The sequence below is a fragment of the Hyphomicrobium sp. 99 genome, assembly GCF_000384335.2.
Classification (GTDB): domain Bacteria; phylum Pseudomonadota; class Alphaproteobacteria; order Rhizobiales; family Hyphomicrobiaceae; genus Hyphomicrobium_B.
In genome coordinates, this window is sequence record NZ_KQ031382.1 from 3,891,775 (window position 1) to 3,917,056 (window position 25,282).

At 59.6% G+C, this 25,282-nt stretch carries 23 protein-coding genes; 16 read left to right on the forward strand and 7 right to left on the reverse strand.

Going from position 1 to position 25,282, the window contains the following annotated elements; translation table 11 throughout:
* Positions 1-69 precede the first annotated feature (69 nt).
* Positions 70-753: a MarC family protein gene (locus G359_RS18725; RefSeq protein ID WP_045837349.1), complete on the forward strand. Its 684-nt coding sequence runs from the start codon at positions 70-72 to the stop codon at positions 751-753.
* On the opposite strand, the gene G359_RS18730 is transcribed toward G359_RS18725, so the two are convergent.
* Positions 750-1,526: a gamma-glutamyl-gamma-aminobutyrate hydrolase family protein gene (locus tag G359_RS18730; protein ID WP_045837350.1), complete on the reverse strand. Its 777-nt coding sequence runs from the start codon at positions 1,524-1,526 to the stop codon at positions 750-752. The two genes, G359_RS18725 and G359_RS18730, sit on opposite strands and share 4 nt — an antisense overlap.
* A gap of 296 nt (positions 1,527-1,822) precedes the next feature.
* On the opposite strand from G359_RS18730, the gene G359_RS18735 reads away from it, so the two are divergent.
* Complete coding sequence (locus G359_RS18735) at positions 1,823-2,941, forward strand: acyl-CoA dehydrogenase (protein WP_371199110.1); 1,119 nt, start codon at positions 1,823-1,825, stop codon at positions 2,939-2,941.
* The gene (locus tag G359_RS18740; protein ID WP_045837352.1) at positions 2,938-4,149 is read left to right on the forward strand and encodes a CaiB/BaiF CoA transferase family protein; all 1,212 of its coding nucleotides are present in this window, start codon (positions 2,938-2,940) and stop codon (positions 4,147-4,149) included. Before G359_RS18735 ends, G359_RS18740 begins: the two co-directional genes overlap by 4 nt.
* Before the next feature lie 4 nt (positions 4,150-4,153).
* Here G359_RS18740 and G359_RS18745 read toward each other — a convergent pair whose 3' ends face one another.
* On the reverse strand, positions 4,154-6,025 hold the full coding sequence (locus tag G359_RS18745) for a putative bifunctional diguanylate cyclase/phosphodiesterase (RefSeq protein WP_245280089.1): 1,872 nt from the start codon (positions 6,023-6,025) through the stop codon (positions 4,154-4,156).
* Between the two features lie 581 nt (positions 6,026-6,606).
* On the opposite strand from G359_RS18745, the gene G359_RS18750 reads away from it, so the two are divergent.
* The 5 genes from G359_RS18750 (at position 6,607) to G359_RS18770 (ending at position 13,211) form a co-directional block, all read left to right on the forward strand.
* Positions 6,607-8,094, forward strand: coding sequence for an OpgD/OpgG family glucan biosynthesis protein (locus G359_RS18750; protein WP_245280090.1), 1,488 nt, complete (start codon positions 6,607-6,609; stop codon positions 8,092-8,094).
* A gap of 214 nt (positions 8,095-8,308) precedes the next feature.
* Positions 8,309-9,934 (forward strand): NADP-dependent glyceraldehyde-3-phosphate dehydrogenase, encoded by a 1,626-nt coding sequence (locus G359_RS18755; RefSeq protein ID WP_045837353.1) that lies wholly within the window; start codon positions 8,309-8,311, stop codon positions 9,932-9,934.
* A 219-nt stretch (positions 9,935-10,153) separates the two neighbouring features.
* A complete protein-coding gene (locus G359_RS18760) occupies positions 10,154-12,460 on the forward strand; it encodes an FdhF/YdeP family oxidoreductase (protein WP_045838237.1) in 2,307 nt (768 codons plus the stop codon).
* Positions 12,457-12,771 (forward strand): hypothetical protein, encoded by a 315-nt coding sequence (locus G359_RS18765; RefSeq protein WP_045837354.1) that lies wholly within the window; start codon positions 12,457-12,459, stop codon positions 12,769-12,771. The genes G359_RS18760 and G359_RS18765 overlap by 4 nt, the downstream gene beginning before the upstream one ends.
* A gap of 173 nt (positions 12,772-12,944) precedes the next feature.
* Positions 12,945-13,211, forward strand: a complete 267-nt coding sequence (locus G359_RS18770; protein WP_045837355.1) for a hypothetical protein — start codon at positions 12,945-12,947, stop codon at positions 13,209-13,211.
* Here G359_RS18770 and G359_RS18775 read toward each other — a convergent pair.
* Both G359_RS18775 and G359_RS18780 read right to left on the reverse strand, forming a co-directional pair.
* On the reverse strand, positions 13,189-13,398 hold the full coding sequence (locus tag G359_RS18775; RefSeq protein ID WP_156150840.1) for a hypothetical protein: 210 nt from the start codon (positions 13,396-13,398) through the stop codon (positions 13,189-13,191). The genes G359_RS18770 and G359_RS18775 overlap by 23 nt on opposite strands.
* 101 nt (positions 13,399-13,499) lie before the next feature.
* The gene (locus tag G359_RS18780) at positions 13,500-13,967 is read right to left on the reverse strand and encodes a CreA family protein (RefSeq protein ID WP_045838238.1); all 468 of its coding nucleotides are present in this window, start codon (positions 13,965-13,967) and stop codon (positions 13,500-13,502) included.
* A 773-nt stretch (positions 13,968-14,740) separates the two neighbouring features.
* On the opposite strand from G359_RS18780, the gene G359_RS19820 reads away from it, so the two are divergent.
* The 5 genes from G359_RS19820 (at position 14,741) to G359_RS18805 (ending at position 19,859) form a co-directional block, all read left to right on the forward strand.
* Positions 14,741-15,355, forward strand: a complete 615-nt coding sequence (locus tag G359_RS19820; RefSeq protein WP_156150841.1) for a hypothetical protein — start codon at positions 14,741-14,743, stop codon at positions 15,353-15,355.
* A 64-nt stretch (positions 15,356-15,419) separates the two neighbouring features.
* On the forward strand, positions 15,420-15,821 hold the full coding sequence (locus G359_RS18790; RefSeq protein WP_045837357.1) for a hypothetical protein: 402 nt from the start codon (positions 15,420-15,422) through the stop codon (positions 15,819-15,821).
* 156 nt (positions 15,822-15,977) lie between these two features.
* Positions 15,978-16,385 (forward strand): Hsp20/alpha crystallin family protein, encoded by a 408-nt coding sequence (locus G359_RS18795; protein WP_045837358.1) that lies wholly within the window; start codon positions 15,978-15,980, stop codon positions 16,383-16,385.
* Positions 16,386-16,396: 11 nt separating this feature from the next.
* Positions 16,397-18,817 (forward strand): endopeptidase La, encoded by a 2,421-nt coding sequence (lon, locus tag G359_RS18800; protein WP_045837359.1) that lies wholly within the window; start codon positions 16,397-16,399, stop codon positions 18,815-18,817.
* Positions 18,818-18,896: 79 nt separating this feature from the next.
* Entirely contained in the window at positions 18,897-19,859 is a 963-nt protein-coding gene (locus G359_RS18805) for a cation diffusion facilitator family transporter (protein WP_045837360.1), read from the forward strand.
* A 24-nt stretch (positions 19,860-19,883) separates the two neighbouring features.
* Here the strand turns inward: G359_RS18805 and G359_RS18810 are convergent, their stop codons facing one another.
* Both G359_RS18810 and G359_RS18815 read right to left on the reverse strand, forming a co-directional pair.
* The gene (locus tag G359_RS18810; RefSeq protein ID WP_045837361.1) at positions 19,884-20,741 is read right to left on the reverse strand and encodes a c-type cytochrome; all 858 of its coding nucleotides are present in this window, start codon (positions 20,739-20,741) and stop codon (positions 19,884-19,886) included.
* A 66-nt stretch (positions 20,742-20,807) separates the two neighbouring features.
* The gene (locus tag G359_RS18815; protein WP_045837362.1) at positions 20,808-21,293 is read right to left on the reverse strand and encodes a cupin domain-containing protein; all 486 of its coding nucleotides are present in this window, start codon (positions 21,291-21,293) and stop codon (positions 20,808-20,810) included.
* Positions 21,294-21,442: 149 nt separating this feature from the next.
* Here G359_RS18815 and G359_RS18820 point away from each other — a divergent pair, with 149 nt between their 5' ends.
* Complete coding sequence (locus G359_RS18820) at positions 21,443-22,195, forward strand: HugZ family pyridoxamine 5'-phosphate oxidase (protein ID WP_045837363.1); 753 nt, start codon at positions 21,443-21,445, stop codon at positions 22,193-22,195.
* 23 nt (positions 22,196-22,218) lie between these two features.
* Here the strand turns inward: G359_RS18820 and G359_RS18825 are convergent, their stop codons facing one another.
* A complete protein-coding gene (locus G359_RS18825; RefSeq protein ID WP_045837364.1) occupies positions 22,219-23,151 on the reverse strand; it encodes a LysR family transcriptional regulator in 933 nt (310 codons plus the stop codon).
* 139 nt (positions 23,152-23,290) lie between these two features.
* Here G359_RS18825 and G359_RS18830 point away from each other — a divergent pair, with 139 nt between their 5' ends.
* Both G359_RS18830 and G359_RS18835 read left to right on the forward strand, forming a co-directional pair.
* Positions 23,291-24,319: an ABC transporter substrate-binding protein gene (locus G359_RS18830; RefSeq protein ID WP_045838240.1), complete on the forward strand. Its 1,029-nt coding sequence runs from the start codon at positions 23,291-23,293 to the stop codon at positions 24,317-24,319.
* 87 nt (positions 24,320-24,406) lie between these two features.
* Positions 24,407-25,279, forward strand: coding sequence for an ABC transporter permease (locus G359_RS18835; RefSeq protein ID WP_082073017.1), 873 nt, complete (start codon positions 24,407-24,409; stop codon positions 25,277-25,279).
* Positions 25,280-25,282 lie beyond the last annotated feature (3 nt).

Here is a 25,282-nt window from a genome sequence, read left to right on the forward strand (position 1 = left end):
GGCGCTAAGATGATTACGACCTCAAAAGTTCAATCCTCCGTCCACCTCTATCGATAAGCACAACAGCCCATGGATTTTTGGAGCGGAATCCCCGCGACATTTCTGATTGCGTTTCCCGCACTGTTTTCGATTGTGAATCCACTGGGCGGAGCGCTGATCTATAGCCAGGTCACGTCCGGCCGGCCCGTGGCGGAACGGACATGGCTCGCATGGCGCGTCGCCTTCTACTCGGCAATCGTCATGCTCGTTTCGCTTCTGATCGGCGCCACGCTCATGAGCTTTTTCGGCGTCAGCATCGATGCCTTGCGCGTCGCGGGTGGAACGGTCGTCGCCGTCAGCGGCTGGCGGATGCTTTACAATCCGCAGGAAACCGAAGACCGCAAGCAAGACCACGCGCAGGCGACGCAGAAAACGGCGGCATGGGGCAGCGATGTCGCCTTCTTCCCGCTGACGATGCCGTTCACGACGGGCCCTGGAACGATCTCGGTCGCGATCGCTTTGAGCGCCACTCGCCCCTCCTCAGTCGAGATGCTCGTGCCCTTCTACATCGGCGTCTGCAGCGCGGCTCTCGCCATCGCCTTGCTCGTCGGCATTTGTTATGCCTACGCCGAACGCGTCGTTGAGTTGCTGGGGCCGGCGCGCACGCGCATTCTCACGCGGCTCTCAGCGTTCCTGCTGCTCTGCATCGGTGTGCAGGTTCTGATCACCGGCGTGCAAGGAGCCCTCGAACACGTCATCGCCGCGAAACACTAAGCGAGCGCCGCCTTTTCCGCGACGAGGTCGGCGGCCTCGCGCATGCTCGCGCCCTTGAGCAGCAGACCGAACCACGCGAAGAGCTCGCGCGAAGTGGGATTGTCCGCAACGCGCCATTCCGGATGCCATTGCACCGCAAGAATGCGTTCGCCGCTGGCGGGACGAATACCCTCCACCACGCCATCGGCGCTTGTCGCTTCGACGGCAAGCTTGCTCCCGAGATCGTTGACGCCCTGGAAGTGCGCCGAGTTGACGACGATCGAGGGCTTTCCAAGCGCGCGCTCCAGGATGCCGCCGGACGCGAGATCCACCCGATGTTCGAGCGCGAACATCTCAACCATCGACCGCCCCGGCGGTGTATGGTGAATTTGCGCCCGCTCCGCCTGGCCGAGATCCCGCCGGAGCGTCGCACCGTACGCAACCGCGACTTCCTGGAAGCCCCGGCAGATGCCGAGTACCGGCCGGTCCTGTTCGACCGATTCCGATATCAACCGGAAGGCCGTCTCATCGCGCCGGGGATCGAAAGGGCCGTCCCCAGCTTCCGCGCTCCGATAAAGATGCGGTGCCACGTTTGATGGGCTTCCGGTCAAGAGAATACCGTCGAGACGGCTCAGAATGGACGCCGCGTTCGAAATTTCCGGCATCGAGGGCACGAGCACGAAGTCCGCGCCCATGAAGGGCGCCGCGCGAAGGTAGCGCTCGGCAACGCCCTGCACCGGATCTTCCGGAATGCGCGTGCAGCAGATGACGCCAACGAGAGGCCGACGAGACATGTTCCGCTATCCTTCAACATCGCCTGAGACAACCGCCGCCGCATCGAATAAGAAGGCGCGAAAACGGCTGGCAGATCTTTGATCGACCGGCCCGATACCACCGCCTGAGCGAACGGGCAATGCACGGCTTCGCAGACCAGCAGATAGATCAGGCATACCTTCTCCGTTTCCCTACGCGCAGCTGAATAAATAGACTGCGCCCCAAACAAATCGATCGGGAGTACGACGTGGCCGCAGGTTCAAGCTTTGTATGGGAAGACGCTTTGCTGCTGGATGATCAGCTGACCGAGGACGAGATGCTGATCCGCGATACGGCGCATGCATTCGCGCAGCACAAGCTCCAGCCCCACGTCGTCGAAGCCTACGCGCAGGAAAAAACCGACCCGGATATATTCCGCGAATTGGGCGATCTAGGCCTTCTTGGATGCACCCTACCCGCCGAGTACGGCGGCTCCGCATCGAGCTACGTGGCCTACGGCTTGATTGCCCGTGAAATCGAACGCGTCGATTCCGGCTACCGCTCGATGATGAGCGTGCAATCCTCGCTCGTCATGTACCCGATCTACACCTACGGCAGCGAAGAGCAGCGCCAGAAATATTTGCCCAAGCTCGCAAGCGGCGAGTGGATCGGCTGCTTCGGCCTGACCGAACCCGATGCCGGCTCCGACCCCGGCGGCATGCGGACACGAGCCGAAAAAATTCCGGGCGGCTACCGGCTCACCGGTTCCAAGATGTGGATCACCAATTCGCCCATCGCCGACGTCTTCGTCGTCTGGGCAAAGTCGGCAGAGCACGACAACAAAATTCGAGGCTTCATTCTCGAAAAGGGCATGAAGGGTCTCACCGCGCCGAAGATCGGAGGCAAACTTTCGTTGCGCACGTCGGTCACCGGCGAAATCGTCATGGACGGCGTTGACGTTCCGGACGACGCGCTGTTGCCAAATGCATCGGGACTTGGCGGACCGTTCGGATGCCTCAACCGCGCCCGCTACGGCATCGCCTGGGGTGCGCTCGGTGCGGCAGAATTCTGCTTCCACGCCGCTCGCCAATACACGCTCGACCGCAAGCAATTCGGTAAGCCGCTCGCCGCGACCCAGCTCGTCCAGAAAAAGCTCGCCGACATGGAAACGGAAATATCGCTCGGTCTCCTAGCAGCACTTCGCGTCGGCCGCCTTCTCGACGAAGACCAAATGGCGCCCGAGATGATCTCGCTCATCAAGCGCAACAATTGCGGCAAGGCGCTCGACATCGCGCGCACGGCCCGCGACATGCACGGCGGCAACGGCATTTCGGAAGAATTTCACGTCATGCGGCACATGCTGAACCTCGAGACCGTGAACACCTACGAAGGCACGCACGACATTCACGCCCTGATCCTCGGCCGCGCCATCACCGGACTGCAGGCCTTCGCATGACGGCATCGAACGGTACGAAGCCGCTCGCAGGGCTGCGCGTCCTCGAACTCGCGCGCGTCCTCGCGGGTCCCTGGGCGGGACAGACGCTCGCGGACTTAGGCGCACACGTCATCAAGGTCGAGCGGCCCGAAGGCGGCGACGAAACGCGAACCTGGGGACCTCCGTTCGTCCCCGGCGGCAAAGGCAAAGCTTCGGCCGCCTACTTCCACGCGACCAACCGCGGCAAGAAGTCGGTCGCCATCGATTTCGAGGCATCCGCCGGCCGCGACGCTGTGCTGGCGCTCGCGAAAGACGCCGACGTCATTATCGAAAACTTCAAGGTCGGCGGACTTGCCAAATACGGCCTCGACTACACCGCGATAAAGGCAATCAATCCTCGCGTCATCTATTGCTCAATCACCGGCTTCGGCCAGACGGGCCCATACGCACCGCGCGCCGGCTACGATTACATCGTGCAAGGCATGGGTGGCATCATGGATTTGACCGGCGCGCCGGACGGCGAGCCGCAAAAGATCGGGGTGGCGTTCGCCGACATTTTTGCGGGCGTCTACTCGACGATCGGCATTCTCGCAGCTCTCAATGCCCGAAACACGACCGGCGAAGGCGCCCACATCGATATGGCGCTCCTCGACGCGCAGGTTTCTGTGCTCGCCAACCAAGCCATGAACTATCTCGTTTCCGGCAAAGCCCCGCGCCGTCTTGGAAACGCCCACCCGAACATCGTCCCCTATCAGGTCTTCCCCGCCTCCGACCGCCCGATCATCATCGCTGCCGGCAACGACGGACAATTCAGGCGCGTTTGCGAAGTGCTGGGGCTCTCGGGCCTCGAACGCGACGAACGCTTCGACACCAATTCACACCGAGTGGCGAACCGCGCCGCGCTCATTCCGATCATCGAAGCAGAAACAGCAAAGAGATCTTCGGGTGAACTCCTTGCGGGCCTCGAAGCGGCAGGCGTACCAGCTGGTCCCGTGAACAGTCTCGATCAAACATTTGCCGATCCTCAAGTCATCGCGCGCCAGATGCGTCAGGACCTATCCCGTGCGGACGGAACTTCGGTGCCGACCGTGCGCGGCCCGATCGTCATGAATGGCGAGGCCTGTGTTGCAACCACCCCGAGCCCGGAGCTTGGCGAGCACACACTTGATGTCTTGGATTTGTTGACCGCGGGAAGCGACCCTTGGACGGCCTTCTCGAACGACGAATAGCCGCTTAAATCTCACGAAGCTTCGGCAAAGCGCTCGAAAACGTGCGCGGAGATTTCGGCCCCGTCAGATGCACGTAGGCTTCGATCGGCAACGGCTTGCCGAACAGATACCCCTGGATCTCGTGGCAACGAAGAAGCCGGAGCATCGAAACTTGTTCCTCGCATTCCACGCCTTCCGCCACGACACGCAATCCCATCGCGCGGCCGAGCCCGATGACCGAATTGACGATGGCAGCCGCGTCCGAATTATTGACCATGTCGGACACGAAACTGCGATCGACTTTTATGCGGTCGAATGGGAATGCCCTGAGCGTGCTGAGTGACGAGTAGCCGGTTCCGAAATCGTCAATCGCAACGCTAACGCCAAGATCCTTGATCTCGCGCAACGTCATTTTCGCGGTCGCCAAGTCTTGTATGAAGAGACTTTCGGTCACTTCCACTTCCAGCCGCTCAGCTTCAAGACCGGTTTCGGACAACACATCCCTGACGAGCTGCGCGAAATCCGACTCGACGATCTGAGCCGCAGACACGTTGACGGCAACCCTGAGCTTGGCCTTCCATCGCGCGGCTTCCAGGCAGGCTTCCCGAAGCACGAAGGCGCCCATTGCGAGGATGGCGCCGCTTGCCTCTGCAGCCGGAATAAAATCGGCAGGCGAAATCGAGCCGTGTTCCGGATGGTTCCACCGCAGCAGAGCCTCGAAGCCGCCGACCGCAGTCGTTCTGGCATCGACCTGCGGCTGGAAGACGACCGACAATTCCCCTTTGTCGACCGCTATACCGACGTCGCGCTGCAGAATGCGGCGCCGATGCTGCTCCCGCTGCATTTCCGATTCAAACAGCGCGTACCCGCATCCGCCTCTTTTGACGCGCCGCCGCGCCGTCTCGGCATGCGCGAGCAGCGTATCTTGATCTTTGCCGTCGGCCGGAAAATTCGATACGCCGACGACGGCATCGATCGAAATGCGCTCGCCGCTCTCCAAGTCGTAACGGCCGCTCAGGCCATCCACGATCTCGCGAGCGTATTCCTTGAACCCGGTGTCGTCTGCGGAAAAAGTTTTTGCGACCAGAAACTCATCGCCGCCCAGGCGGACTATCAAATCGGACTGGGATGCAATCGATCGCAGCCGATCGGAAACTTTCCTCAGCACGACGTCGCCGACCGAATGGCCGTGGAGATCGTTGATCGCCCGGAAATCCGCCAGATCGACGTGGTAGATGCCGACCGACCGCTCCATTTCTTCGGCTCTCTGAAGAACGAGCGCAAGCCGCTTCCTGAGCGTCGCCCGGTTGCCGAGACCCGTCAGCGGATCGAAGAAAGCAAGCTCGTTGAGCTTCGATCGGGCGTCCGTGCTTTCGATGGCCATTGCGCAAATGTTCACGCACTTCGCCACGATCAAGCGCTCGAGATCGGTCGCTCCGCGCGATTTACGAAAATAGAACGCGAATGCCCCCAGCACGTGCCCGTCGGGCGCCAGAATCGGGCTCGACCAGCAGGCGCGCAGCCCATGCGGCAAGGCGAGGTTTCTATAGTTTTCCCACAGCGGGTCGCTTTCGATGTCCTGAACTTCAACCGGCTGCCTTCGGAAGATTGCCGTACCGCACGAACCAGCATTGGGCCCGACGGCAATTCCGTTCACCCATCCGCTGTCTCCGGGAAGGCTTGGACCTGCAATGAAGCTCAAACGGCTGTCATCGTCGACGCCGAGAATGGAACAGATGACTTCCGAATCCAGCGCTTCGACTTCATGGCAAAGCAGCGACATCATGTTGAAGAGCGTCTCGCCGGAAGCGATTCCGACAAGTATCTCTCGCTGGAGAACTTGCAGGCGCTCCTTGATGAAGTCAGCATTTGCGATCGGGGGACCACTCAACATCATTGCCCGACAATCGCTTCTTTGCGCCGCACGGCATTTACCTATAAAGGAACTCAAACATCATAGGGTCCGGTATCTAAAGAAAAAGTTGCCGAGAGTTTAAACTCAAATGCACCAATGTTTGGATCAGCAGTATCAATGTTCAAATCAGGAAACTGGATAACGAGCGTTTCTGGTTGATATCGAATTGGGACGGTTCCCCGGCTGCAGAATCCGGAACTGTTAACCGGGACACGCGCGACAACGTTAACGCTCGCCCCGTCGCGCTCTGAGCGGACACCTGCCGTCCCAGTACGTCGGCCCTAGCGGTAGGACGCCGCAGTCCCAATATCGTCAAACTCCAGTCTCCCCGGTGGCGGATAATAGCTCGGGAGAGAAGTCGCCCGCCGCCTCGGTCTCCCGAAAGACCGTTCTCGCGCCCAGTTGAATTATCCCGTCCCGTAGCAGATATAGGCGGCGCCACACCCTATCCTTCCCACCAACCTTGATCACATCGAAACAACATGCCCTTCATGCTCGATCGTCGACACGTCTTGGCCGGTGCCCTGACCAGCACCATGGTGGGATGGAGCAGCAGGCCCGCAATGAGCGCCGCACCGATCGGGGCCGCAGTTCTGGGACCGCCACAGCCTTTTTCCTTCGATGAACTGAAGCAAAGGGCAAAGACCCTCGCTGCAGCGCCCTACGTCGCGCCGCCGCAGCCGGATAACTCCGATCCCCTCCGGGGCATGACCTTCGATACCTTCGCCCAGGCCGTTTATAAGCCCGAGATGGAACTCTGGCGCGGCGTTCCCGGCGCCCAGACAGTCCGGCTCTTCCCGCAGGGCCGCTTCTATGCCGAACCCGTCGGCATCTACGTGGTCGAAAACAATGCGGCGCGCGAGATTGTCTACAGCCCTGATTACTTCAACATGCCGGCCGACCATCCCCTGCGGAACTTGAAGTCAGCAGGCTTCGCAGGCTTCAGGTTGATGTCGCGCGGCGGCACAAGCGACTGGCTGGCCTATCTCGGCGCGTCCTACTTCCGGGCGTCCGACCCCTACGACCAATACGGCGGATCGGCACGCGGCCTCGCCATCAATACCGGCGAGCCGGAAGAATTTCCGCGCTTCACGAATTTCTGGCTGGAACCGAACAGCAGCGGCATGACGATCTACGCCCTGCTCGAAAGCAAGAGCGTAGTCGGCGCCTACCGCATGGACAGCCGGCGCATTGAAGGCGGCCAAGGCGGCGCCTTGCAGGACATAGAATGCGAACTCTATTTCCGCTCGCCCGTCCACCTGCTCGGCGTCGCGCCTCTGACCGGCATGTTCTGGTACGGCGAAAATTCGGGACCTTTCCGCGGCGACTGGCGCCCCGAAGTTCACGATTGCGATGGCTTGTCGATGTGGACCGGCCGCGGCGAACGCATCTGGCGTCCCCTCTCCAATCCGCCGCGCATCGTCACCAACAGCTTCCTCGACGAAAATCCGAAGGGCTACGGACTTATCCAGCGCGACCGCAATTTCGAAAACTACCAGGACGACAGCCTGTTTTATGACCGGCGGCCGAGCATGTGGGTCGAGCCGCTGTCGGATTGGGGCAAAGGGTCCATCAAGCTGGTCCAGCTGCCGACGCCGAACGAAACTGAAGATAACATCGTCGCCTTCTGGAATCCCCAGCAGCCCGTCGCTGCAGGTTCCGTGATCAACGCACGGTACAGGTTGTATTGGGGCCTCGACTCGCCACCGGCAGGCGACGTCGCTCGCATCGTCGCAACGCGCGTCGGCCTTGGCGGTCTCGGTGGCCGCGATCTTGACCTTCGCCACACCAAACCCGGCGCACGAAAATTCATGATCGACGTCGAGGGCAAGACCTTGGAGAACGAGGTTCGCGGCGGCCCGGAGGTGGTGGTCACGTCATCGCACGGCACCATCAGCGGCGTCGAAGCCTTCCCCGTCATCGGCACCAAGCGCTGGCGCATGATGTTCGACTTGGGCGACCTGAACGGCGAGCCCGCTGACCTCCGCGCCTATCTTGCAAAGGACGGCCAAGCCCTTAGCGAAACCTGGCTCTACCAGGTTTTTCCCTGAGATCCTTTCCGTCAGCACCGGCCGACAGCACCGGAATGCGGCCTGCCTTTTGAGGCTGCCGACCGGAACGATCGCCGTGTGGCGTGGTTCACCCCTAAGTTCTAGCTGCTGGATGCACTGAACTCTCGGGATCGCACGCCGGTCGGGGAGGGACGAGGCATCTGCAGCGCTTCTGCAGGGTTCTCCTCGTCCAGATCGGAGGCATCGGCTGCACATGGTCACCACGGACCACTTGCGAGCGCTCTTTCCCGATGATGCGGCGCTCAAAGCTCACGATCCGCCGTCTCCGATTGATCAGCGCAATATTCTCGTTGATGGCGAGCTGAAACACTGGCCCGGCGAAACCGTTCCCGTGCGTTCCGCGGTGTGCGTGCGTAAACCTGATGGCTCGCTGGAGCAGATCAGGCTCGGAAGTTATCCGACGGCCGGAATACCCGAGGCCATGGAGGCTCTGGATGCCGCCGTGGAAGCCTATGATGACGGCCGCGGAGAATGGCCGACAATGGCGGTCGCCCAGCGCATCGCGTGCATGCAGGAATTCACCCGCCTCATGATCGAAAGCCGGGGCGAGATCATCGACCTCATCATGTGGGAGATCGGCAAGAGCCGCACCGACTCGGAAAAGGAATTCGACCGCACCGTCGATTACATAAAGGCGACCATCGCCGCACTGAAGGAACTCGACAACTCCAACTCGCGCTTCCTGGTCGTCGAAGGCACGATCGGCCAGATCCGCCGCACGCCACTCGGCGTCGTGCTCTGCATGGGCCCTTATAATTATCCGCTGAACGAAACCTTCGCGACGTTGATCCCCGCGATGATCATGGGCAATACCGTCGTGTTTAAGCCGCCGACGTTCGGCGTTCTCTTGTTCAATCCGCTTCTCGAAGCCTTCCGGAAGGCATTCCCTCCAGGCGTCATCAACACCGTCTACGGCCGCGGCTCGGAAATTGTCCCCGCGCTGCTCGAATCCGGAAAGATCAACGTCCTGACATTGATCGGTTCGAGCAAGGTCGCCGACCACCTGAAGAAGATGCATCCGAAGGTGAACCGCCTTCGCGCCATCCTCGGCCTCGACGCCAAGAACGCCGCCATCGTCCTGCCGGACGCCGACATGAACCTCGCCGTCAAGGAATGCGTATCAGGCGCGCTTTCGTTCAACGGACAGCGTTGCACGGCCCTCAAGATGCTGATCGTCCATCGCGACATCGTCGATGATTTCATCGCGCGCCTTGTCGCCGAAGTGGACAAGCTCAAGATCGGCATGCCTTGGGAAAAGAGCGTTACGATAACGCCGCTCCCCGACCTTAAAAAAGTCGAGCATATGACGCGCCTCGTGGAGGACGCAAAATCCAAGGGCGCGCGCGTCCTCAACAAGGGCGGCGGAACAGTGTGTGGAACGCTCTTCGCGCCAGCAATCGTCTACCCCGTCAAGGAAGACATGCTGCTTTACCGCGAAGAGCAGTTCGGTCCGATCGTCCCCATCATGTCTTTCGACAACGTGGAAACAGCGCTGGAGTACGTCATCACCTCCGAGCACGGTCAGCAGGTATCGATCTTCAGCGAAAATCCCGAGACCATCGGCAAGCTCGTCGATCCGCTCGTCAATCAGGTCTGCCGCGTGAACGTCAATTGCCAGTGCCAACGCGGCCCGGACGTCTTCCCGTTCACGGGACGGAAGGACTCCGCCGAGGGAACGCTGTCGGTAACGGATGCCTTACGGTCGTTCTCGATCCGCTCGATGGTCGCCGCAAAGCAGACGGAAGATTCCAAACGTATCTTGAACAAGATCGTCCGCGATCACGACAGCAACTTCATCAACACCGACTTCATCTTTTAAAGCGGAGCGCGGCTCGGAAGTCATCGAGGCGCCTCGTCGGCAGAGCGTCCTTTTGAGGCACTGGCTGGCTCCGCGCGATTGTCGCACCTAAAACGCTGAAAAATATCGCGATATTCCGTTTCCGCATAACGGTTATTCCTTGCCCGTGCGTTGCGGACCCCCATCATTTCGCACATGCACAATTAAGAGCCGGGAATGGCAAACGTTGGTGAAGGCGCGATGGGCAAACCTGAATTCATTGGCAAGAAATCGAAAGCAGCAGGCGGCTGGGGCGCGCTGAAAAGCTGCGGAAAGAAGCTGCTTGCAAGTGGCTCACCACTTTCCGGCGCCGCGACGATGCTAAAGGCCAATCAGCCCGATGGATTTGATTGCCCTGGCTGCGCCTGGGGCGACCCGGAGCACGGCTCATCATTCGAATTCTGCGAAAACGGCGTGAAAGCCGTCGCGTGGGAATCGACCGACAAACGCGTCAAGCCCGACTTCTTCAAGAAACACACCGTCTCCGAACTTCGCACCTGGACAGACTACGACCTTGAGCGTGAAGGCCGCCTGACCCACCCGCTGCGCTACGACGCTGCGAGCGACCGCTACGTTGAGGCCGGCTGGGACGAAGCCTTCGGTGAAATCGCGGGCGTCCTGAATAGCCTCGACAGCCCTGACCGTGCCGAATTCTACACGTCCGGCCGCGCTTCGAACGAAGCCGCCTACATCTACCAGCTCTTCGTACGCCTCTACGGCACCAACAATTTCCCCGACTGCTCGAATATGTGCCACGAGGCGAGCGGCGTCGCGCTCGAGCAGGCCGTCGGTATCGGCAAGGGAACGGTTCTGCTCGAGGATTTCGAGAAGGCCGACGCCATCTTCGTCATCGGGCAAAACCCCGGCACCAATCATCCGCGCATGCTTGGCGATCTCCGCCGCGCTGCTCTCCGCGGCGCTCGCATCGCCGTCTTCAATCCGGTCCGTGAAAAAGGCCTCGAGCGTTTCGCCGATCCGCAAGACAAGCTGGAAATGATCACCGGCGGCTCGACGCCGATCGCCAGCGAGTACTTCCAGGTGCGCGTCGGCGGTGACATGGCGGCCGTGCGCGGTATGGCGAAGGCTGTCTTTGCGGCTGATGACGCAGCGCTTGCTGCCGGACGACCGTCGGTCCTCGACCGGAATTTCCTGGCCCAGCATACCTCGGGCTTCGAAGCCTATCGGGCAGCCGTCGACGCGACGACCTGGGAACAGATCGAAGATCAGTCCGGCCTGACGCGTACTCAGCTCGAAGAGCTGGCGCAAATCTACATCGGCGCCAACCGTTCGATCTGCACCTGGGCGATGGGCGTCACGCAGCATCGCCACTCAGTGGCGACCATCCGCGAGATCGCGAACTTCCTGTTCCTTCGCGGCAACATCGGCCGCCCCGGAACAGGCCTATGCCCGGTACGCGGCCACTCGAATGTTCAGGGCGACCGCACCGTCGGCATCAACGAAAAGCCGTCCAGTGCTTTCCTTGACGCGCTCGAGAAGGAATTCGGCGTTTCGATGCCGCGCCGGAATGGCCACAACGTCATCGCCGCAATCGGCGCGATGCTCGATGGCTCGTCCCAGGCCTTCATCGCTCTCGGCGGCAACTTCGCCCGCGCGACGCCCGACAGCCCCTTGATCGCCAAGGCGCTGATGAGCCAGAAGCTGACCGTCAATATCGCGACAAAGCTCAACCATTCGCATCTGCTTCCGGGCAAGGTCAGCTATATCCTTCCCTGCCTCGGCCGCACCGAGATCGATCGCAATGCCGACGGCGTCGCGCAGATCGTAACCGTCGAAGATTCGATGAGCATGGTGCACGGATCCGGTGGCATCAATAAACCGGCATCGCCCGAGCTTCGCTCCGAGATCGGCATCATCGCCGGTATCGCCGAAGCGACGGTCGGATCGGCGGTCGTCGACTGGAAGGGCCTCGCCCATCATTACGACCGCATCCGCGATCTGATCGCGCGCACGATCCCAGGCTTCCAGGATTACAACCAGCGAGTACGCCGCCCGCGCGGCTTCCGCCTGCCCAACGGCGCCGCCGAGCGCATCTGGCACACGCCGTCTCAGAAGGCGAACTTCGCGAGCCCGGAACTGCCTGACCGAACAGAGCACCAGCAGGCAATCGCCGAACAAGGCACGTTCGTGCTTCAAACCTTCCGCTCGCACGACCAATATAACACCACCGTTTATGGCCTCGACGATCGCTATCGCGGTGTTTACGGCGAACGCCGCGTGGTGTTCGTCAACCCGGCGGATCTCGCCGAAATCGGCGCCGAAGCCGGTGATCGCGTCGATATCATCGGCCGGTTCAACGACGGCGTAGAACGCATTGCGGAAAGCTTCCGCGTCGTTCCCTACGAGCTCCCGCGCGGCTCGGTTGCCGGTTACTATCCCGAGCTCAATGTACTCGTTCCGCTTTCGAGCGCAGGCGAGCAGAGCGATACGCCGACCTCGAAATCGGTGCTCGTATCGTTCCGTCTGTCCGATCAAGCTATGGCGGCATGAGCGAGAGCCAGCAAGACGACATCACCGAAGAAACATTCCTCGAGGCCGTCGCGGCCTTGAGTTCAGAACAGCCGGCGCTTTCACCACTCGGAGCCGCAATACTTGCGGCCCTCCATTTCGGCATCGCCAAGGATAGCCGAACATTCTCTCGCAAATTCGACATCGCACACGCGCTCGCGCTGCGTGAGGTCACGGCACTCTCTGATGACCTTGGATTTTTGAATATCATCGGGAAAAATTCCCGAACGCAACGCACCGAATTTTCACTCACGGACAAGGCGCTGGAGCTATTGTCGCGCGCGCCAAAGTGAAAACGCTGCTCCGAAGGCAATCATTTTCGCTCGTAAATTCGGACATTTCTGCCCCTCGGCTGATCAGCATATGCTCTGAGCACATGCTTCTGTCCGATGATAGTCGTTCTTCGAAGTGACACGAGGCTGTGCTATGTTGTGATTGTGGGGGAAGAAAGCTCGGAGGTGCACCGATGGACTCTTCTCACGCCTATCAGCCCGAAACGCTTGATCGCATGACGCTCGTTCTCGAGCGCGCGACAAAAGAGCTTCGCCTCGATTGCTCTCGCCCCGCCGAAAAAGAACGGTTGGCGACCTGCATCCTCTCGATTGGCAATTCCTACACCGACGTCAACCGTCTGCTCGAACGGTCCGTACGCCTCTATTTGCGCGGGCGAACGACGGCAGCTGAACCTCGCGAGCACCGGCCGTCGGTTTCTATGGTGCAATGCTCGGGATGACGCCGTTTTCGGCTTCTGTTTGCGACACGACGCCATTGCGCTCCGACAGGCTGCGGTCACTGTCGAAACTGAAGACAATCGCCAACAGAAGAACCAGTACGCCTAGCGCAAGAACCCAAGGAAACTTGATGCGCGGTGAAGATGAATGATCGGATTGTTCGTCAATTTTTTCGGGTATCGTCGCCATCGCAACCTCCATCGTCGGCTCGCTTGCCAAAACCGATGCTCGCCCCCGGAGGTTCCAAAGAGGTCACGCGGCGAAAGAATGACGGCAGCTGGCGATCGCTGCTAATGCGCCCCCCACGGCATGATCGGGACCGTCGAAATGGCGTTATAAGGTGAGCCTTCGATTAACCTGTCGCTGATCGCAATATAGACAAGCGTGTTGCGCTTCTTGTCGACGGTCCGAAAGACGTGCGTGTGTTTGAAGAACAGCGACGTGCTCGCTGAATAAACCTCGTCTTGATCGGCAAGCTTGGAAACGTCCGTGCTGATGGACCCAACCTGACGGCACGCTATCGAAAACATCGACGGATCTTCGGCCAAACCGAATGTACCCTTGAGGCCTCCCGTTCGCGCCTGACTGATGTGGCAGGCAACGCCGGGCACCTTCGGGTCATCGAAGGCGCTGATGCAAACTTTGTCGTTGGCGCCGATAATTCTGAATGTCGTGCTGATGCAGCCGATGTCGTCGGCGCGCGCATTCCCGGCCCCAAAAATGAAGAATATGGAAATAGCGGCCAAAAAATATTTCATCGCGTTCTCCCTCATGCCCGATTGCCGGAACAGCGGAGAAGGTGGCCATCGCGAGCCTCCAACGCAAGAAGAGCGAAGAACAACGACGACTTTCACGGCGCGCGGATTATTATCGGACGCATACGAAGTGCACTCGCCGATCTCCGAAGCTCCGGAGCGCGATCCCAAAATGGTGTGTGAGGCTACCGCTGCCGAAGGTATCGTGCGGGCACTTCTCCGGCGTTCACCAATGCCTCGATGCAATCTCTCGTAAGTACGCGGCGATTGCTCTCGAAACATCTGCGAAGCTCGGAGCTTCCCTGCCGGTACTTCCCGCACAAACTGGCGTAGTCAGACGAGCATGCGTTCTTCACCGTCCGTGAATAGGCGTCCGCCGCCGTGCCCGCAAAAGTGAGCGCCGCTGCGGAAATTACAATTGTCTGCACTATCTTCATCGACTTCATCGCTACTTGCCGGACCCAAAAGGTCCATCCCTTATTGTGAAATGCGCGTCTGCCAATGCCATGACATCGAGTTTGGCGCTACGAAATTCACCAAATCGGCCCGGATGTGGCCCATATACCGCCCGCAGCCTATCAACCTCTAAACAATCGTTCGCTCTTGCAACCTCCTTATCGATAACCATCTTTTAGGCACCGATGGCGGCCGGGTTGCGATTGCTGCGGCACGCTTTATTGTCCGTATGTGTCGCGTTTGAGGCCAGAGCCGGGTTTAGTCGATTGCGAAACCTTTTTGTCTTTCGAAGTCAGCGTTCCGCTAGAAGTCGCATTTTCTTGGCCGCCGTCTCGTCCCTGTTGGCGAGCGCTCCTGCATACGCCGTCAGCGATCATGTAAGGCTGGCGTGCAGGGACGATTATTATCAGCACTGCAGCCAATTTTCGATTGGCACCGAAGAACTTCACCAGTGCATGCGAAAGGTTGGCGAAGGTTTGTCCGCGCCATGCCTGGTAGCGCTCGTCCAGGCGGGAGAAATCACTCAGGCAGACGTCCAACGCCACAACGCTGCAAAGAGTAGCAAGAACGCTGTTACTGCTGCGGGCGATCCGGGCCCCAAAGCCGCCGACGATCCAAAAGACGTGAGCAGTAAAAACCTAAAAAGCAAAAAGGCCGCCAAAGCTGCAAGCCCAGTCAATACCGGCAAAACGGCCAACGCTTCGAAAACGAAAGCAGCCGGATCCAAGGCGAAGCCAGGAGGCAAAACGAAGACAAAGAACGCTGCCGGCGCCTCAGCTGACCCTGCCACCGCCAATAAAAAGGTCTCCGCCAGCAGCACCAAGAAGACGGCTAAGAAGCTCAGCTCCGCCAAACCCGGCAACGGAACGCCAGCCACCACCAAGCCGGTCGCAACCAAGAAAATAAAAAAGGTCCCAGTAGATCAGGCCCCGTGAAGACGCGATAAATGACTGACGGGGAAAGCGGCTGGGGCACTAAGCTCATTCGTAAGGAGATCGCATGTCGGACCATCATTTCCACGCTATTGTCTGGATCGACCACCACGAAGCGCGAATCTTCCATTTCACTATGTCGGATGCGAACGAGATCGTCGTCCGCCCAAAAGATCCCGTCCGTCACATCCATCATAAGGCGAGCACCATCGGCAGCGGACATACGCCAGAGGATCCCGATTTCTTGCAACACGTCACAGACGCGTTGGCGGACGCAGGCGCCATCCTCATAATCGGCCCCGCGAACGAAAAGCTTACTTTAATGAGCCATATCGAGCGTCGAGCTCCCGCGCTCAAGTCGAAGATCAGAGGAGTGGAAACCGTCGATCATCCGACGGATGGTGAGATCCTGGCCCTCGCCCGCAGGTTCTTCAAGGATGACCACATGGAGCCACCGAGAGTCCAATAACCAAAAAAATCGCCTTGCCGAGGGATGTGGGCAGAGCCATCGGCAACAAATATCAACGCCGGTCAAGCATCAGCCAGCGACAGACCGAATTCAGCGCGTTAGATTTGCTTCAGGCAGATCGTCTCCGCGGATCAAACGCCAAGCGAAAGAGTATTCATGCCAAAAAGAGATCCGATGACTTGGATGTTGGCGGAAGCTGTCGAAACATTGACGCGTGCCGAGCGTATGCATCGCCAGTTTTTCTCCCTGCAGCGCTCGGAAATAAAGAACGAGCCTTCGTGGGAACCTCCGGTCGACGTGCTGGAAACAGAACGTGAGATCCTTGTTTTTGTGGCGCTTCCTGGCGTCGATCCCGAAATGGTCGAAGCATCGATCGAGAACGGCATTCTCATCGTCTCGGGCCGCCGCGTTGTGCCGCCTGAGCTTCGCAACGCCGTGATCCACCACCTCGAGCTTCCGCAGGGCCGCTTCGAGCGTCGGATCCAATTGCCGGTAGGACGATACGCAGTTCGCCAATTCGTAGCGAACGGTTGCTTGGTGTTCTCTCTGACAAAAGCAGGCTGAGGGTAAGATTGATGGCACTTGGTGACTCGAACGCGTCCAGTACGGCAAGAACTAATGCAGAGACAGGCAACGGCACGCCGAACATCGAGCTTCCGTCGGATGCCCTGATCCTTCTCCCCGTCCGCAAAGTCGTGCTTTTCCCAGGTCTCATACTGCCACTTACGATCGGCCGCGATAAATCCATCGCTGCGGTTCAGCAAGCCGTGCGCGAACAGCGTCAGATTGGCGTATTTCTTCAGCGCGACGCAGATAACAACGATCCCGGGCCAGAGGATATCTATCGCATAGGCACGCTTGCCAACATCGTTCGCTATCTAGCGGCGCCCGACGGCACGCATCACATCGTCGTGCAAGGCGTGCAGCGCATTCGCATTGATGAATTTTTTCCTGGCACACCATTTCTTGCCGCACGCGTCATCCATCTACCCGAGCCTGACACCCGCTCGACTGAGATTGAAGCCCGATTCCGCAATCTTCGCAGTCAAGCGCTCGAGGCCGTGTCGTTGCTTCCGCAAGCTCCTCAGGAACTCGTAGCGACGATTGAGAATTCGGCGTCGCCCGCAGCGCTCGCCGATCTCGCCGCCGGCTATATGGACGTTCCGCCCGAAGACAAGCAGGCGATCCTCGAAACGGTAGACCTGACGACTCGCATTGATCGCGTTTCGAAACTGCTCGCCGAGCGCATCGAGGTAATGCGAATAGCGCAGGAGATCGGCCGTCAAACCAAAGCTGCGTTCGATGACCGTCAACGTGAAGCCGTGCTCCGCGAGCAAATGGCGACGATCCAGCGTCAGCTCGGCGAAGGCGACGGCAAATCGCAGGAAGTCGCGGAGCTGAGCGAGGCCATCACCAAGGCGCAAATGCCGGCCGAAGTCGAGCAGCACGCGCGTAAGGAACTCGCCCGCTATCAGAGAATGCCGGAAGCCGCGGCAGAAGCGGGCATGGTTCGCACCTATCTCGATTGGTTGACGGAGCTGCCTTGGGCGTTGCCGGAAGAAAAGCCGATCGATATCGCGGCAGCGCGCCGTGTTCTCGATGAAGACCATTTCGGGCTGGAAAAGATCAAGAAGCGGATCATCGAATACCTCGCCGTGCGCAAGCTCGCGCCTCAAGGCAAAGCGCCAATTCTCTGCTTCGTCGGCCCCCCGGGCGTCGGCAAAACGTCTCTCGGCCAATCGATCGCCCGCGCGATGCAGCGGCCGTTCGTGCGCGTCAGCCTCGGAGGCGTTCACGACGAATCCGAAATCCGCGGCCATCGCCGCACTTACGTCGGCGCGCTTCCGGGCATCATCATTCAGGGGATTAAACGGGCGGGCGCACGCAATTGCGTGATGATGCTCGATGAGATCGACAAGATGGGCCGCGGCCTTCACGGCGATCCGTCAGCAGCGATGCTCGAAGTGCTCGATCCCGAACAGAACGGCACTTTCCGCGATAACTATCTCGCCGTTCCCTTCGATCTGAGCCGCGTCGTTTTCATCGCAACTTCGAACATGCTCGACACCATACCGGGCCCGTTGCTCGACCGTATGGAAATCATCAGCCTTGCCGGATACACGGAAAGCGAAAAGTTGCAGATCGCCCGTCGCTATCTTGTCAAGCGACAGCTCGAAGCGAACGGACTGAAACCCGACCAAGTCACGATCGACGATGCTGCGTTGGCCGCCATCATCCACGGCTATACGCGCGAGGCCGGGGTGAGGGCGCTCGAACGCGAGATCGGCAAGGTGTTTCGGCACGCAGCCGTCAAGATCGCCGAGGACAGTAAGGCCCACGTTGACATCACGCCGAAGTCTCTCACCGAAATTCTGGGAGGCCCGCGCTTCGAAAATGAAGTCGCCATGCGCACTAGCCTGCCAGGTGTCGCGACGGGCCTCGCATGGACGCCGGTCGGAGGTGACATCCTTTTCATTGAGGCAACGAAGTCACCGGGCAAAGGCGGTTTGATCCTGACCGGACAGCTCGGCGACGTGATGCGTGAAAGCGCTCAAGCCGCCATGACGCTCGTCAAAAATCGCGCGGCCTCCCTTGGCATCGATCCCACCGTTTTCGAGAAGAGCGAGATCCATGTGCACGTCCCGGCTGGCGCGACGCCGAAAGACGGACCAAGCGCAGGCGTCGCCATGTTCATGGCCCTCGTCTCGCTCCTCACAAATCGCACCGTCAGAAACGACACCGCCATGACGGGAGAAATCTCTCTGAGAGGTGTCGTCCTGCCGGTCGGCGGCATCAAGGAGAAAGTCGTCGCCGCGGCGGCCGCTGGAATTACCCGCGTCATGCTGCCGGCGCGAAACCGGCGCGACTTCGACGATATTCCCCAGGACGCCCGCGATCGCCTCGAGTTCATATGGCTGGAACGCGTGGACGATGCGGTTGCCAGCGCGCTGGATCGCAAGCCGGCCGATGCCTCCACCAATACGCTCAACGCCTGATCTGCGTTCGAAAGTACACGGCTGGCCCTGAACGGAAAGATTTGCAATCGCGGCTGAGCTCCAGCAATCTCATGGCCGCATGAGCGAAACCGCGCTTTCGAAAAGAGTCGTCTACGCTGCGTTGGCTGGCAATCTTCTCGTTGCCGTCACCAAATTCATTGCGTCGGCATTCACTGGAAGTTCCTCGATGCTCAGCGAGGCGGTGCACTCGCTGGTCGACACCGGCAACGAAGCACTCCTGCTTTACGGCTACTTCCGAGCGAGCCAGAAACCAGATGCCACGCATCCTCTCGGCTATGGGCGCGAGCTCTATTTCTGGAGCTTCATCGTTGCCCTGCTGCTGTTCACGCTAGGCGCAGGCGTATCGATCTACGAAGGCATCAATCACGTCCTCGATCCGCATCCGATCACGGATGTGCGCGTGAACTATATCGTCCTGGCGCTCTCCGCAGTATTTGAAGGAGCTTCCTGGTGGGTCGCATTCAAACGGTTCGGAAAACTCAAAGGCCGTCGCGGCTATTGGGAGGCCATACGCGATAGCAAAGATCCACCCTCTTTCATGGTCCTGTTCGAGGATACGGCCTCCCTCATAGGTATCGTCATCGCAGCCATCGGAAACGTTCTCTCGGTTCGGCTGGACTTGCCAGCGCTCGACGGCGCTGCTTCGATCCTCATCGGCCTCGTTCTGGCGTTTGCCGCCACTGTTCTCGCGCGTGAGAACAAGGCGCTTCTCATCGGCGAACGCGCCAGCGACGAAGTTATCCATTCTATTCTAACGCTGGCCATCAGTGAGCCGAGCGTCGAGGGAGCCAATAACGTCTTCGCCGTTCACTTATCGCCGGATCAAATCCTAGCGGCGCTGAGCCTGGAATTCGCAGATGAACTCCGCACACCTCAAATCGAAGCTGCCGTAATCCGCCTCGAGGGGCAAATCCGCAAGAAGCATCCGGAGGTCATCGCTCTCTTCATCAAACCGCAAACACGCCGATCATTCGAGCAAATGCGCGCCGGGCGGCACATCGATACAGAAAGTACTCCCTGAGCGCGCACGCCAAGTCAGAGGTATTTACGGCGTTGGCTTAGAAGGGAAAGCGACACCACCAGATTTTCGCCTCCCCATGTAGGCAAGATAGCTGACGAGCGCATCGAGCTCCGAATTCGAAATCGCCTCCTCGCCGAACCCTTCCATTTGCTGCTGGGGCCAGGTGCGCACCGCTTTTGGATTGCGGATCAGCGCCTTTAGTCCGCGCTCGGTTATGTATTCGGTTGCGTGCATTGGTCGACCAAGATCCGGCCCCATCTCGCCATATCCCGCGCCGTCGATGCGGTGACACGTCATGCAGTTCTTGACGAACACGATTTGCCCCTTCCGCTCGGCTGCATCGTCTGCGAGCGATCGATCCACGGCCAATTGCGGCCAGCGCTTGACCGGATCGTCCACACCGGAAAGCGAAACGACGGAGAACGGCCAAAGCTCGTTGCCGACAGCGGAACGCTGCGCGCCTTCCCAGATCAGATAGAACGGACCAGCGCTCACGTCTCGATCTGGAAGATTTGGCCAAGGCTTGCCTGGGTCTTCCACCGCGATCCACGCAACGGCTCCGCCCTCGGAACCCTTCTTCACCAGCTCGCTTGGAATTTGCGATACGTATCCGTCGCTGGCGCGAGCTTCGATGGTATTGAAATCGCCGTCTAAAGCAGCGCCAAGCACGCCGAGAAGCGGCACGGCGCGATACGTCATTTTGCGATTATATGAGACGTCGTTGGGAACGTTGAGGTCAGTTACATCGGGCCGCGCTAGAAGCTCCGCAGCGGTCATGCGATGTGGTTCGCCACCGAATGACAACGTCAGCACGCGCTCAGCCGCGAGGCAGTCTCCCGCGCAGAAAGCCCATAGGAACAAGAGCGCCAATACCCGTGCCATTCCAATTCCCCCAGGGTGCAATCACCCGACACGAGACGATCATCCTGTACATCGGACCGCCGCGCATTACGACTGCGCTGGATTGAGATCCGCACGCGATTGCCGCTGAGGAATACCTGACTTTTGCAGCGACGCGAGCCTCTCTTCGACCAGAGCCTCCAGCTCCGGCAGAAGAACGACACTTTCCTGCTCGTTGGGATCTGTACGCGCAATCACCGCAGACGCCGGCTTGTCGCTCACATTGATCGGCAGATGCGGAATACCCGCCGGAATATACACGAGGTCGCCTGCTCGCGTCGGGATGCAGTTCTCGAGCCGATGCCCGAAAAGCGTCAAGACCTCACCGTCCAGCATATAAATCGCGGTCTCATGATTTTCATGCAGATGCGCCTTGGCCCGTCCGCCGGCTGGGACGGTCAAGAGATGCATGCAGATGCCTTTCGAGCCAACGGTCTCCGAGGCGATACCACAAAAGTAAGTCAGCCCCTGCTTCCCGTCATAAGTATCCGCCGCACGAATAACTCGGCATGTGAGATCTGGAGAAGTAGCCATTTGAAATCACTCCTTTCCTCTGGTCGTTGTTCGTGACAAAACCGGCTCCAGGGTTTGCGGATCAAATCGATTTCGCTGCAGCCATTCAAAAAGCTTCTTCGAGCTTAGCCAAGCGCCCTGTTTCATTTAAACGAGCTAGGCAACGAAAAATGACAGATAAAAAGAAAGATGTCCTGCAGCCCGTCGATGATGCAGCCCGGCGCCAGGCAAAGACGCTCATCCGCACCGCCCGCTACGCTTCGCTGGCGACCATCGACCCTCTCGACGGTTCCCCCTCAGTCAGCCGCGTCAGCCTCGCAACGGCAATGGACGGCTCGCCGGTATTCCTCATCTCGCGGCTTTCAAGCCATTTCGCGAATCTGGAAGCCGATGCCAGATGCTCGCTGCTCGTGGGTGAACCCGGCAAGGGCGATCCGCTTGCCTATCCGCGCATAACCTTGATCGGAACAGCCGAAAACCTTGGCCAGGGTCCCGCGCGCGCACATGCAAAAAGCCGCTTTTTGAGACGCAACCCAAAAGCCGCATTATACGCTGACTTCCCGGATTTCGCTTTCTGGAAGTTTTCAACCGCGCGTGCCTCGCTGAACGGCGGCTTCGGCAGAGCCTACGCATTGGCGGCGAGCGACCTCGCGGTGCCAACCGACGCACTTCAATCTCTTTCCGAGTTTGAAGAAGGCGCGGTCGAGCACATGAATTCCGATCATGCCGACGCGGTTGGGCGCTACGCCGAGAAGGCGGGAGCGAACTCAGCCGAAGGCTGGCGTCTCGCCACCATCGATCCGGAAGGACTGGATATGACGTCCGGTGATGATGTCACCCGGCTGTGGTTCGATACTCCGCTGAAGTCGGCGCAAGAACTGCGGCCCGCGCTCGTCGCGCTCGCGAAGAAAGCCGAAGCGTAACCCGACTTATACGCGCAAACCCATCAGGCCGTCTTCGCGGCGCTCGGTGGCTTGCGCGTTTGTCCGGCGTGTTGGCTAAGAAAGCGCACGAAGCTGCGAACGATCGGCCGGTTGTCGTCGCTCTTCCGGTAGGCGGCGAAATGGCTCGACTGGAACTGATAGGTCTGCGGCTTCAGCTCCCGCATGAAACCCTGCCGTACCCAGCCCTCGGCAACATGGCGCGGCAGGAAGCCGATGAAGCGGCCGGACAGGATCATCATCACCTGCGCCTCCATCTGCACCACCTGCCCCGTGGCGCGCGGATGATCGGCGCGATAGAGGTCGTCGAGGTGGCGATATGCACGGACCGAAAACAGCGCTTTTCCGATGGCTTCCCGCGTGACCGTGGCAGACGGCGCGTCGAAAAGCGAATGGCCCTTGCCGCAATAGAGACCGTGCGGTTCCCGGTGAATAGCCACATAGGTAACGCCCGGAGCCTTTTGCGACATTGGCCCAATGACGACATCGCGGCGGCCATCGGCAATGGCCTGCTCCAGCGCATAGGGCGTGCCGAGCTCCAGGTCGATGTAGACGTTTTCCGCGTTCTCCATGAAGCGGCCGATGACGTGCTGCAGCGCAAGAGCAGGATTTGTGACGATGCCGTCCACGATGCCAATCCGCAGCCGCCCGACGAGTTGCCCATTGTGCTGGCCCACCCGCTCCTCAAAGGAATTGATATCGGCAAATAACTTCTGGGTCGCAAGGTAGACCGCCTCGCCGAAGGGCGTCAGCTGAAATCCGCGCCGACCCCGCACGCAAAGGGACGCCCCGAGTTTGCGCTCAAGCGCCGCGAGATGCGTGCTCAATGTCGGCTGAGACAGATTGAGCGCAATCTGCGCATCGCCGAACCCGCCAGCCTCGACCAGCGTCACGAAAACCCTCAGCAGGCGAATGTCGATGTTGTCGAGCCGGCGCATCCGCTTTCCCCCTCCAATACCCTGCGGGACATTACATTGGCAGTTTTCGATGTATTTTTCCAATAATCAATATTGGTATCGATGTGATTTTGCCGGAGATTTCAACGTGACGGTGGTGTGATCATCTAGGATGGTGCCGATGCATAAGACGACGAACGTCCGGCGGGTTGTGGGAGCCGGGGTTGCAATGGCGTTGGGGTTGAGCTTGTCCCTGACCGCGACGGTCGCGAAGGCCGACGAGACGATCCGCATACTCTGCCCGACGTGGAGTGGCTTCGCCCCGGTTTTCGTGGCGCAGGACCTCGGATACTTCAAAAAGCTCGGCATCGACGTCAGCATCAAATTCGAAGATGAACGCGCGAACGTCATGGCAGCCATGGCACGCGGCGACATCGAAATGGATATGCGCACGGTCGGCGAGTATCAGGGCAAGCCACGCGACGCGAAGACCCCCGGCATCATCATCGGCACCATCGACGAATCGCTCGGCGGCGACGGCGTCATCACCCCGGGTGAGATCACGTCTGTCGAACAGTTGAAGGGCAAGACAGTTGCCTCCGAGCCCAATATTCCGGGCCGCCTGCTGCTCCAGATGGCTTTGAAGAAGAAGGGCCTGTCCCTTAACGATCTCGTCGTCAAACAGATCGCCACGGCAGACACCGTCGCCATCCTGACTGATACGTCGATTGATGCGGTTGTGTCCTACCAGCCGTACCTGTCCCAGGCCGTCGATAAGGTCCCGGGCCGCAAGCCGCACATTCTCGTCTCGTCGGCACAATACCCGGGCATCATCGTCGATATCATCGCCGCCCGTCAGGACGATCTCAAAGCCAATCCCGAGAAGTACAAGAAGTTCATGATCGGCATCTTCAAGGCTGTTGAGTATTTCAACACGAACAAGGCCGACTTCATCAAGCTCGCCGCCCCGCACTTCAACTTGACGCCGGAAGAGTTCGCGGCGTCGATCGAAGGCAGCTTGGTCTATACCGGGCACAAGGAAAACGCAGGCTATTTCGGTAAACCCGGCGCTCCAGGCACGCTATACGGAACCTTCGACGAGGTGATGCAGCTCAATCTTGAGAATGGCGCCGCCGAGAACAACCTCAAAGCCGCCGAGCAGATCGATAATTCGATCGTGGCCGGTATCACCGAAGCCGATCTGAAGTAGACTTAAGTCCGTGCCGAGCGGCCGCTCCGCGCAGCGTAAGCGCTCGGCACATTCCATAGTCAACAGAGCCGACTCCGGGATCATCGCGTGACCAGCATCAAAGCGACAGTGTCTGCGGCGCCTCATGCGCCGGTTCAGAACGCGGCATCCACGCCGCGTCCTGTCCGAAGAAAAGCCCCGCCGAAACAGTTCTTCGCGTTTCGCGGAACGCTTTCGAAACGCGCGCAGATCCTCACCGCCATTGGCGCGACCCTGTTCGTCTTGGGCGTATGGGAATTCTCGACCCGCCTCGGTTGGATCAATGCGACCTTCCTCCCACCGCCGAGCGTCACGCTCGAGACGCTGTGGAACATGATCCTGCACAAGAACCTGATGATGCACGCAGGCATCTCGACGCTGCGCATATGGGTTGCATTTACGCTGGCCGTCGTCATGGCGGTGCCCATCGGCATCGCGATGTCGAGCTTCCGCGGAGTCGGCGCCGCACTCGAGCCGATCGTCGATTTCATCCGCTACTTGCCGGTCCCGGCGCTCGTGCCGCTAAGCATCATCTGGTTCGGCGTCGGCGAGACGACAAAAATCTTCCTGCTCTGGCTCGGCACGTTCTTCCAGCTCGTGTTGCTTGTCGCCGACGATATGCGCCGCGTGCCGCAGGAATACGTCGAGATTTCATACACCGTCGGCGCGCGACCGAGACAGATGCTATCGGACGTCGCCTTCCGGGCGATGCTGCCGAGCCTGTTCGACAATCTGCGCATCACGCTCGGCTGGTGCTGGACCTACCTCATCATCGCGGAAATCGTCGCCGCCGATACCGGCCTCGGCTTCGTCATCTGGGCGGCACGCCGCTATATGAACACATCGGAAGTGATGGCGGGCGTCGTGACGATCGGACTGATCGGCCTTGTGACCGACCAAATTCTGCGCCTTCTGCACAAGCGCTTGTTCCGTTATCTCTGAGAG

What these genes read in the sequence shown, in the direction of transcription:
- G359_RS18725 (WP_045837349.1), top strand. Translation starts at nt 70, where the DNA reads ATGGATTTTTGGAGCGGAATCCCCGCGACATTTCTGATTGCGTTTCCC.
- G359_RS18730 (WP_045837350.1), bottom strand. Translation starts at nt 1,526, where the DNA reads ATGTCTCGTCGGCCTCTCGTTGGCGTCATCTGCTGCACGCGCATTCCG.
- G359_RS18735 (WP_371199110.1), top strand. Translation starts at nt 1,823, where the DNA reads ATGCTGATCCGCGATACGGCGCATGCATTCGCGCAGCACAAGCTCCAG.
- G359_RS18740 (WP_045837352.1), top strand. Translation starts at nt 2,938, where the DNA reads ATGACGGCATCGAACGGTACGAAGCCGCTCGCAGGGCTGCGCGTCCTC.
- G359_RS18745 (WP_245280089.1), bottom strand. Translation starts at nt 6,025, where the DNA reads ATGATGTTGAGTGGTCCCCCGATCGCAAATGCTGACTTCATCAAGGAG.
- G359_RS18750 (WP_245280090.1), top strand. Translation starts at nt 6,607, where the DNA reads ATGAGCGCCGCACCGATCGGGGCCGCAGTTCTGGGACCGCCACAGCCT.
- G359_RS18755 (WP_045837353.1), top strand. Translation starts at nt 8,309, where the DNA reads ATGGTCACCACGGACCACTTGCGAGCGCTCTTTCCCGATGATGCGGCG.
- G359_RS18760 (WP_045838237.1), top strand. Translation starts at nt 10,154, where the DNA reads ATGGGCAAACCTGAATTCATTGGCAAGAAATCGAAAGCAGCAGGCGGC.
- G359_RS18765 (WP_045837354.1), top strand. Translation starts at nt 12,457, where the DNA reads ATGAGCGAGAGCCAGCAAGACGACATCACCGAAGAAACATTCCTCGAG.
- G359_RS18770 (WP_045837355.1), top strand. Translation starts at nt 12,945, where the DNA reads ATGGACTCTTCTCACGCCTATCAGCCCGAAACGCTTGATCGCATGACG.
- G359_RS18775 (WP_156150840.1), bottom strand. Translation starts at nt 13,398, where the DNA reads ATGGCGACGATACCCGAAAAAATTGACGAACAATCCGATCATTCATCT.
- G359_RS18780 (WP_045838238.1), bottom strand. Translation starts at nt 13,967, where the DNA reads ATGAAATATTTTTTGGCCGCTATTTCCATATTCTTCATTTTTGGGGCC.
- G359_RS18790 (WP_045837357.1), top strand. Translation starts at nt 15,420, where the DNA reads ATGTCGGACCATCATTTCCACGCTATTGTCTGGATCGACCACCACGAA.
- G359_RS18795 (WP_045837358.1), top strand. Translation starts at nt 15,978, where the DNA reads ATGCCAAAAAGAGATCCGATGACTTGGATGTTGGCGGAAGCTGTCGAA.
- lon (WP_045837359.1), top strand. Translation starts at nt 16,397, where the DNA reads ATGGCACTTGGTGACTCGAACGCGTCCAGTACGGCAAGAACTAATGCA.
- G359_RS18805 (WP_045837360.1), top strand. Translation starts at nt 18,897, where the DNA reads ATGAGCGAAACCGCGCTTTCGAAAAGAGTCGTCTACGCTGCGTTGGCT.
- G359_RS18810 (WP_045837361.1), bottom strand. Translation starts at nt 20,741, where the DNA reads ATGGCACGGGTATTGGCGCTCTTGTTCCTATGGGCTTTCTGCGCGGGA.
- G359_RS18815 (WP_045837362.1), bottom strand. Translation starts at nt 21,293, where the DNA reads ATGGCTACTTCTCCAGATCTCACATGCCGAGTTATTCGTGCGGCGGAT.
- G359_RS18820 (WP_045837363.1), top strand. Translation starts at nt 21,443, where the DNA reads ATGACAGATAAAAAGAAAGATGTCCTGCAGCCCGTCGATGATGCAGCC.
- G359_RS18825 (WP_045837364.1), bottom strand. Translation starts at nt 23,151, where the DNA reads ATGCGCCGGCTCGACAACATCGACATTCGCCTGCTGAGGGTTTTCGTG.
- G359_RS18830 (WP_045838240.1), top strand. Translation starts at nt 23,291, where the DNA reads ATGCATAAGACGACGAACGTCCGGCGGGTTGTGGGAGCCGGGGTTGCA.